The following is an 8,411-nucleotide window of genomic DNA, read 5'->3' as shown; positions in this document are numbered from 1 at the left end:
TTACCAATTGCAGTACCTGCTACGCTACCTAAAGCAGAAGCGGCTGCTACATGTGTTGTATTGTCAGCATGTGCCACAGTAACCATTGAAGTTGCTAGAACAGCGCTACATAACCAAGCATTTAATTTCATTTTTGACTCCGTGTCCCTAGTTGCAGGACCCTATATCTTTTGTTACGGCAAATGTAACAAAACACTTCTCCCCAAATATGGAGAACCATCTTTTGATTATTGCAGTTTAGTGTCTGGTTTGTATGTTTTCTATTAAAATAGAATATTTAATACTCATATAGATAAATTAAGCTTTATTTAGTTTTGAAGGGGTTACTCATGATCAGAACATAGAAAATTTATTAAAGCTCTTGTCGCAGACGACATATGTTTATGTTGTGCGTACAGTAAAGAAAAGGGCCGTGTGTGACCTGCATAACCCTCAAGTACGGGCTGCAATTTTCCTTGTCGGATCTTTTCATTAACAATAAAGCTATAACTCTGACATATTCCTAATCCACTTTCAGCAAGAGAAACTACTCCCAAAATATCTTCTTTTACTAAAATCCGATTTGATGGTATCCATTGAATTTCATTATCACCATTTTTAAAAAACCATGGAGTAACCTTACCCGTGCTAGGTAATTCAAAGGCAATACATTGGTGATGGTTTAAGTCTTCCAAAGTTTGAGGAACACCCATACGTTTTAAATATTCAGGTGAGGCAACAAGTTGAAGAGGGGCAAGCTCCAAAGGTCTGGCAATGAGAGTGCTACTAGGAAGCTGACCTTGACGAATAGCTAAATCAAATCCTTCCGCAATTAAATCGACATTTCGATTAGAAATACTGACTTCTATTTGAATATCTGGATATTGCAAAAGAAATTTTTGTAGTAATTCTGGAAGGCGATAGTGTCCATAGGTAGTGGGTACACTTAATTTAATTTTGCCGGAAATTTGCAGTTGCTTACCTTGAATAGCACGCTCTGCATGGTCAATTAACTGAAATGCATGTTGCATCTTTTCATAATAAAGTTGACCAGCTTCAGTCAGGCTCAAATGACGAGTTGTTCTTCTAAAAAACTGAATGCCAAGTTTTTTCTCTAGCCGCGTAATTGTTCTACTAATGACTGAAGGAGTTGTTGCTAAATAAATTGCAGCTGCACTAATAGAAAGCTTCTCCGCCACAATTAAAAACACTTCAATATCGGCAAGATGGTCAAATTGACGTGACATTTAGTCCTCAAACGCAAAAAAGATTTGCAAAAGTGGTTGTTTATCTACCTGATTGGCAAAAATAGAATATATCCATCCCAGTTATAAATCCAGCAAATGGTTGGAATGAAGGTCGAATGATGAAATCTCTAAATAAAATAATGCTTGCAGTAGTTGCCGTTTCAGCAGCATTCAGTGCAAATGCTGCTCATGTGTTGGTTGTATTGTCTGATGAGGCGCATTTAGAGCTAAAAAAAGGTCATATTTTTAAAACAGGCTTTTACTTAAATGAGTTGATGCAACCTACAAAAATGCTTTTAGATGCAGGCCATACAGTAACTTTCGCTACACCAAAAGGGAAAGCTCCAACCTTAGATGAATCATCGAATAATGCGATGTATTTTAACCAAGATGAAAAAGCATTAAAGCAATATGCAGATTTATTGCATGATCTAAAATTAACATCTGCTCAAGATTCTCCAGTTGTGAGCCTATCTCGTATTGAACAAATTGGTGTAGGTCAGTTTGATGCTATTTATATTCCAGGTGGACATGCACCTATGCAAGATCTCTTAAAAGATAAACAACTTGGAAAAGTACTTACAGCTTTCCATAAAGCTGGTAAACCTACTGCGTTGGTCTGTCATGGTCCTATTGCATTAATGTCTACTTTACCTAATGCCTCGGAAGTAGTTGGTCAACTAGAACAAGGTAAAACAGTGAAAACTGGCGAATGGATATATAAAAATTATCGGATGACTGTAATTAGTAATCAGGAAGAAGAGCAGGCCAAAGCTTTATTAAAAGGTGGAGAAATGAAGTTTTATCCACAAACGGCTTTACAGTCACTTGGCGGTAAGTATCAAAGCAATACCACTGCATGGACTCCAAACGTAGTAGTGGACCGTGAACTTATTACAGGGCAAAATCCAGCGTCAGCTGTTTTGGTGGGCAAAACCTTATTGGAAAAATTAAAATAAGTAGGCGGGGCAAAGAGGTTTTTTAAACAAAGCCTCTATTGTCATATAGAGGAAAAAGATGACTTATTATTTCTTACAGAACAGCCAAATTATAGGCAAGTAAATAAATCTTATTCGAAATCATTATATTTATACGCCTCTACTTATTGGGAAAGTTGATGAATTGGCTGATTATATATGTCATTTAAGCAGCATAATCTGTAAACTATGCGCTATTTTTACGATTTTGCTTATCTTCTATACTTACATAGCGTTCGATAAGCTTTTTGGACTTTTGAGATATTTCCTCTTATGAAAGCGTCACTCCGTTTACGACTTGATCAACTCTGTGATCGACATGAAGAACTTACTGCATTGCTTGCAGATGCTGAAGTGATCTCCGATAACAAACGTTTCCGTAAATTGTCTCGTGAACATAGTGATTTATCTGAAATTACCGAAGTTTGGGGCAAATACCGTCAAGCAGAAGAAGATATTGAAACTGCTGAAATGATGAAGTCGGACCCAGACTTTAAAGATATGGCAGAAGAAGAAATTCAAGCCAATAAAACATTGCTTGAAGAATTAGAAAGCCAGCTCAACATTTTGATGATTCCAAAAGATCCGAATGATTCTAATGCGGCTTATTTAGAAATCCGTGCTGGAACAGGTGGTGATGAAGCTGCGATTTTCTCTGGTGATTTGTTCCGTATGTACAGCAAATATGCCGAGACACAAGGCTGGCGTATTGAAGTCCTTTCTGAAAATGAAGGCGAGCATGGTGGCTTTAAAGAAGTTATTTGCCGTGTAGATGGTGATGGCGTTTATGGTCGCTTAAAGTTTGAAAGTGGTGCTCACCGTGTACAACGTGTGCCAGCAACTGAATCACAAGGTCGTGTGCATACATCAGCGTGTACAGTTGCGATCTTGCCTGAAATTGATGTTGATACCAACGTTGAAATTAATCCGGCAGATTTACGTATTGATACTTACCGTGCGTCAGGTGCGGGTGGTCAGCACATTAATAAAACCGATTCGGCCGTGCGTATTACTCACATTCCAACCGGTACAGTCGTTGAGTGCCAAGAAGAGCGTTCACAGCATAAAAACAAAGCTAAGGCGATGGCATTGTTAGTATCGCGTTTAGAAAATGCTAAACGTGCAGCAGCAGATGCAGCAACTTCTGAAATGCGCCGTGATTTGGTTGGTTCTGGTGACCGTTCTGAACGTATCCGTACTTATAACTACCCACAAGGTCGTATGACGGACCATCGTATTAACCTAACTTTATATAAGTTAGACGCGATTATGGAAGGTGATTTAACTGAACTACTTGATAGCTTACATCGTGAATATCAGGCAGATCAGCTTGCGATGCTTGCACAGGAAAATGGCGGCTAATGAATATTGCTCAAGCGCTTGCAATTCGTGGTAAGCCTGATAGTTATGAACGACAAGAAAATGCTTGGTTACTTGAGCATTTTCTAAAAATCAATTCGCTTGAATTGAAGTTTAGACTTGAGCAAGAGTTAACAGCCCAACAAGAGCAAGATTACTTGGCTGGTCTTGAACGTATCCAAAATGGTGAGCCTTTAGCTTATGTGACGGGTTCACAACCATTTTGGACACTCGATTTAAAAGTAACATCTGATACTTTAGTACCACGTCCGGATACTGAGGTTCTAGTTGAAACCGTTTTAAATCTAAATTTGCCAAATACTGCAAATATTGTTGATTTGGGAACGGGAACAGGTGCAATTGCGCTTGCATTAGCAAGTGAACGTCCAGATTGGCAAGTCACGGCAACTGATATTTATGCGCCTACTTTAGAAGTCGCAAAAGAAAATGCACAAGCACATGATTTGCAACGTGTGAAATTTGCCTGCGGCGCTTGGTTTGACGCACTTGAACCACAAAAGTTTGATTTAATTGTTTCTAATCCGCCGTATATCGACCCTGACGATGAACACATGCAAGCTTTGGCTACAGAACCACGCCGTGCATTGGTTGCAGATCATCAGGGACTGGCTGATATTGAAATTATTATTGCTCAAGGGAAAAACTGGTTAAAACCGCAAGGCTGGATTGCACTAGAGCATGGTTATGATCAGGGACAAGCAGTTCGAGATATTTTCACAGAGCATGGTTTTAGTGAGATTAAAACCATTCAAGACTATGGCCAAAATGATCGAGTCACTTTGGCATGCTGGATTTAAAATTACTTTTGTAGCGTATCACGCCAACGTAACAGCCAGTTTTCTATAAGTTTCATTAAGGTATCGGTTACTTTACCCAATAGCGCCAATAAAATAATTGCAATGATAACAATATCTGGACGAGAGGTTTCTCTGCCATCACTGAGTAAATAGCCAATCCCTTGAGTAGCTGCAATCAGTTCAGCTGCAATCATAAACATCCACGATAAGCTTAAGCTGTTGCGTAAACCCGTTAAAATGCCCGGAGAGGCTGCCGGTAAAATAATAGATATAATCCGCTGAAAAGCATTAAGCCGATAAACTTTTCCAACTTCAATGAGCTTTTTATCTACATTATGAATTGCTGCAACTGTATTGGTATAGGTTGGAAAGAATGCTCCGATTGCAATCAATGTAATTTTAGAACCTTCGTCAATTCCTAACCAAAGCAATAACAGGGGAATCCAAGCAAGACTTGGAATTGATTTAATTGCTGAAAAAGTTGGTTCTAAATAAGCTTCTGCTTCTTTACTTAATCCAACCCAAATCGCAAAAATTAAACCTAAACCGCTTCCTATAATAAAGCCCAACAGAACACGCCATGTACTAATATAAATATGGGCAAACAGGTCGCTATGAGCTAAATCTAAAAAAGATTGCCATAAACTAGACGGTGCAGGCAGTAGATAAGCATCGATATAGCCATTTCTGACTAAAAACTCACAAGCCGTTAAAAAGATGAGTGGAATGAGTAGCGCTTTAAACCACCGTGTAAATTTGTGGTTTAGATGCTTTTTCTCAGATTTTAAAGCCTGCTGAGCTAAGAAGTGATTTAGCTCAGCTTTGTTAAGTGAATCACTCATATACTATTTCACGACTTTTTGAGCAAAACGTGGGTCTAGCAACTGATCAACCACTTGATTGACGTTAGTACCTTTTCTAACCAAATCTTCTTCAGTCAAAATTTTCCCAGAACGTTTTAGCGCTTGTGCTTGAGTTGCTGATGGAATGCTTTGATCGAAGTTGGTTCGGCTCAGTTGTAGTTTAGCCACAGGTAGAGGAAGTTTTGATTCTTGAGCTAAAAGTGCTGCCACTTTATCTGGATTGGCTTTTGCCCATTTTCGGGCTTGTTCATAGGCTTTAATAACGGCCTCTACCGCTTCAGGGCTTTGCTTTGCAAAATCTTCTTTAACGCTCAGTACACTATAGCTATTAAATCCAACATTACGATAAAGCAATTTGGCACCCGATTGAATTTGAGCAGAAGCCATTAATGGATCAAGTCCAGCCCAAGCATCTACTTGGCCACGCTCTAATGCAGTTTTGCCGTCTGGGTGTTGTAGATGAACCAGTTGTACATCACGTTTACTCAAACCGACTGTATCTAGTGCTTGTAGTGTAAATAAGAAAGGATCGGTTCCTTTGGTGGCTGCAATTTTTTTACCTTTTAAATCTTTTAGGCTTTTAATTGGTGAATTTTTTGCGACAACAAGCGCGGTCCATTCCGGTTGGCTTTGTACATAAACCGTTTTAATTGGACTACCATTCGCTCGACTTAATACAGCAGCTAATCCAGCGGTAGAAGCAAAATCGATGCTGTTACTGTTGAGATATTCTAATGAGCGGTTACTACCTTGACTAAAAACCCATTTAATTTGGGTATTTGGCAGTGCTTTTTCGAGAAGTTTTTGATCTTTAACGATTAAACTGGTTGGTGCATAGTAAGCATAATCAAGTTTAAGTGTAGTCGGAATTGCTGCAAAAGCAGATGAAGCAAATACAAACCCCAATGTTGATGCCAACAAAGTCTTTGGTAGAGAAAATTTTGATTTTAAAGACATGATAAAAATAAAACCGAAATGAAATAGGAGATCATCCTTTCACGTGTTTAGAGGCTTATGAACTTAGTTATTTTGATTTATAAATCAGTTTGAAAGATAAAAGTTTGAATAAAATTATAAATCACTGTTTTTATGACTATTATCAAATTTTAAATAATGCATTTATCTGAAATATTGAATTTAAAATACATAAATATCATAAGCTTAAACTCTAACGCCTTAAGCTTCATTCGATGTATATGTTATTGCTTGTGTCCAGTTAAATTATCTCGATATGCACCTGGGCTGACACCTGTCCATTTTTTAAAAGCACGGTGAAATGCACTTGGGTCATGGAAGCTTAAATCTTCACTAATATTTTGAATTGAGTCATTCGTTTTGCTTAAACGTTGAACAGCAATATCACAGCGGATTTCATTTTTAATTTGTTGATAGCTTACACCTTCATGTTTCAGTCTACGTTGAACGGTGGCTTCTGAAATATTGAGTTGGTGAGCTACATCTTTAAGTTCGGGCCATTGTGCAGGGTGGAGTTTCAATAAATGGCGACGAATAAGTACACTCAGGGCATTTTCATTTTTAAAGCGAACTAAAAGATTTTGCGGAGTTTGCTCTAAAAAATCATAAAGCGCTTTTTTATCTTTTTTAATTTTAATATCTAAATAGTGGGCATCGAACTCAACTCGATTTATCTCAGCATTAAATTGAATATCTTCACCAAAACGAACGAAATAGTCCTGAATATCTTGAGGTTTAGGACAACGTACCATAATAGTATTTAAACCAATTCGCTGGTCTACCAACCAACACATAAGTCCGTGCACTAATATTAAAAAGGTTGCGTAGGTAAACATGCGTTTAGGCTGTTCACGATCATGAATCACTAAATAAGCTTTGTCTTGCTCTCGAATGAGTTCTCCATGCATGTCATCTAGAACAAAGTTAAAAAACTTCAAAATATCGTAGAGTGCTTTTTCTAAAGTTTCAGCCGTACTGACGAGTTTAGTCAGTAATTTATAGCTTCCACGACGCATGGGGTGGCTATCCATTCCAAAAAACTCATCGTTCATGGCATTGGCAAGCTCTATCCACAATTGGGCATAGGTTGTAACAGGCACACGTGCCTTTGGCGACATCAGTAATTCAGCGGGGATGCCTGCTTTATTTAGAATTATTTGTGTATTTAGGCCTTTGGCATAAGCCGCACTCAGTGCTTCATGTACTAGTGCAATCGAAATTGTGCCTTTACTTAAAGAAGATTGGACAACCATGTCAAAGACTCATATTTTCTTCATATATTTCAAGTGAAATACTGCATATTTAAAATTTGGATTGATCAAAAGCTGCAAACATTTTGAGGCTTTTTGAAATTGTATCGGAAAACAACAACTTTTACTCTCACTACTAAGTTTAAAGAACATTTCTATAGGACATTACACAATGAAAATTCAAGGGAAACATTTCGTAATTACAGGTGGTGGGTCTGGTTTAGGTGCTGCAACAGCTGAGTATTTAGTCCAGCAAGGTGCTTCAGTTACCTTGGTAGACATGAATACAGAAGCAGGCGAGCAACAAGCAAAACAGTTGGGGCCAAAAGCTGACTTTGTAAAACTTGATGTGACCGATGAAGCTGCTGCTGAACAGTTCTTTAAAGATGTGTTGACAAAACATGGTCATTTGCATGGTTTGGTGAACTGTGCCGGTATTGGCCCTTCTGCGAAAGTGGTTGGCCGTGAGGGCATTCATGACTTGGGATTATTTGCAAAGACTTTAAATATTAATGTTACAGGTACATTTAACATGCTGCGTTTTGCAGCAGATGCAATGAGTAAAAACACGGTTGAAGAAGGTGAAGAAGATCGTGGTGTAATTGTTAACACTGCTTCTGTTGCCGCATTTGATGGTCAAATTGGTCAGGCTGCGTATTCTGCATCAAAAGGCGCTATTGTTGCGATGACATTGCCGATTGCTCGTGAGCTTGCGCGACATGCTATTCGTATTATGACCATTGCACCGGGAATTATGGAAACCCCAATGCTTAAGGGTATGCCACAAAATGTACAAGATGCTTTGGGGCAAATGGTGCCGTACCCATCTCGTTTAGGAAAACCAGAAGAGTTTGCTCGTTTGGTGGCACATATTGCTGAAAACTCTTACTTAAATGGTGAAGTCATCCGTCTAGATGGTGCAATTCGTATGGCAGCAAAATAA

At 38.5% G+C, this 8,411-nt stretch carries 8 protein-coding genes and 1 pseudogene; 4 read left to right on the top strand and 5 right to left on the bottom strand.

Annotated elements, in window-relative coordinates:
* Positions 1–131 (bottom strand): annotated as a pseudogene (locus J536_RS26165) (hypothetical protein); the annotation flags it as partial.
* Positions 132–323: 192 nt separating this feature from the next.
* A complete protein-coding gene (locus J536_RS15065; RefSeq protein WP_002119752.1) occupies positions 324–1,226 on the bottom strand; it encodes a LysR family transcriptional regulator in 903 nt (300 codons plus the stop codon).
* 119 nt (positions 1,227–1,345) lie between these two features.
* On the opposite strand from J536_RS15065, the gene J536_RS15060 reads away from it, so the two are divergent.
* The 3 genes from J536_RS15060 to prmC all read left to right on the top strand — a co-directional run bounded on the left by J536_RS15060 (position 1,346) and on the right by prmC (position 4,380).
* Positions 1,346–2,185, top strand: a complete 840-nt coding sequence (locus tag J536_RS15060) for a type 1 glutamine amidotransferase domain-containing protein (protein WP_032063255.1) — start codon at positions 1,346–1,348, stop codon at positions 2,183–2,185.
* 291 nt (positions 2,186–2,476) lie between these two features.
* Complete coding sequence (gene prfA, locus J536_RS15055; protein WP_002119588.1) at positions 2,477–3,565, top strand: peptide chain release factor 1; 1,089 nt, start codon at positions 2,477–2,479, stop codon at positions 3,563–3,565.
* A complete protein-coding gene (gene prmC, locus J536_RS15050; RefSeq protein ID WP_032063254.1) occupies positions 3,565–4,380 on the top strand; it encodes a peptide chain release factor N(5)-glutamine methyltransferase in 816 nt (271 codons plus the stop codon). The genes prfA and prmC overlap by 1 nt, the downstream gene beginning before the upstream one ends.
* Positions 4,381–4,382: 2 nt before the next feature.
* On the opposite strand, the gene J536_RS15045 is transcribed toward prmC, so the two are convergent.
* The 3 genes from J536_RS15045 to J536_RS15035 form a co-directional block, all read right to left on the bottom strand.
* Positions 4,383–5,222 (bottom strand): ABC transporter permease, encoded by an 840-nt coding sequence (locus J536_RS15045; protein ID WP_032063253.1) that lies wholly within the window; start codon positions 5,220–5,222, stop codon positions 4,383–4,385.
* Between the two features lie 3 nt (positions 5,223–5,225).
* A complete protein-coding gene (locus J536_RS15040; RefSeq protein ID WP_005068523.1) occupies positions 5,226–6,200 on the bottom strand; it encodes an aliphatic sulfonate ABC transporter substrate-binding protein in 975 nt (324 codons plus the stop codon).
* A gap of 242 nt (positions 6,201–6,442) precedes the next feature.
* A complete protein-coding gene (locus tag J536_RS15035; RefSeq protein ID WP_032055666.1) occupies positions 6,443–7,471 on the bottom strand; it encodes an AraC family transcriptional regulator in 1,029 nt (342 codons plus the stop codon).
* 169 nt (positions 7,472–7,640) lie between these two features.
* Here J536_RS15035 and J536_RS15030 point away from each other — a divergent pair, with 169 nt between their 5' ends.
* Positions 7,641–8,411: a 3-hydroxyacyl-CoA dehydrogenase gene (locus tag J536_RS15030; protein ID WP_032055667.1), complete on the top strand. Its 771-nt coding sequence runs from the start codon at positions 7,641–7,643 to the stop codon at positions 8,409–8,411.

The sequence above is a fragment of the Acinetobacter sp. 809848 genome, from assembly GCF_000581275.1.
GTDB classification, from domain to species: Bacteria; Pseudomonadota; Gammaproteobacteria; order Pseudomonadales; family Moraxellaceae; genus Acinetobacter; species Acinetobacter pittii.
The sequence above is the reverse complement of the archived record's forward strand: the minus strand, read 5'-3'. Positions and strand labels throughout refer to the sequence as shown.

What these genes read in the sequence shown, in the direction of transcription:
- J536_RS15065 (WP_002119752.1), bottom strand. Translation starts at nt 1,226, where the DNA reads ATGTCACGTCAATTTGACCATCTTGCCGATATTGAAGTGTTTTTAATT.
- J536_RS15060 (WP_032063255.1), top strand. Translation starts at nt 1,346, where the DNA reads ATGAAATCTCTAAATAAAATAATGCTTGCAGTAGTTGCCGTTTCAGCA.
- prfA (WP_002119588.1), top strand. Translation starts at nt 2,477, where the DNA reads ATGAAAGCGTCACTCCGTTTACGACTTGATCAACTCTGTGATCGACAT.
- prmC (WP_032063254.1), top strand. Translation starts at nt 3,565, where the DNA reads ATGAATATTGCTCAAGCGCTTGCAATTCGTGGTAAGCCTGATAGTTAT.
- J536_RS15045 (WP_032063253.1), bottom strand. Translation starts at nt 5,222, where the DNA reads ATGAGTGATTCACTTAACAAAGCTGAGCTAAATCACTTCTTAGCTCAG.
- J536_RS15040 (WP_005068523.1), bottom strand. Translation starts at nt 6,200, where the DNA reads ATGTCTTTAAAATCAAAATTTTCTCTACCAAAGACTTTGTTGGCATCA.
- J536_RS15035 (WP_032055666.1), bottom strand. Translation starts at nt 7,471, where the DNA reads ATGGTTGTCCAATCTTCTTTAAGTAAAGGCACAATTTCGATTGCACTA.
- J536_RS15030 (WP_032055667.1), top strand. Translation starts at nt 7,641, where the DNA reads ATGAAAATTCAAGGGAAACATTTCGTAATTACAGGTGGTGGGTCTGGT.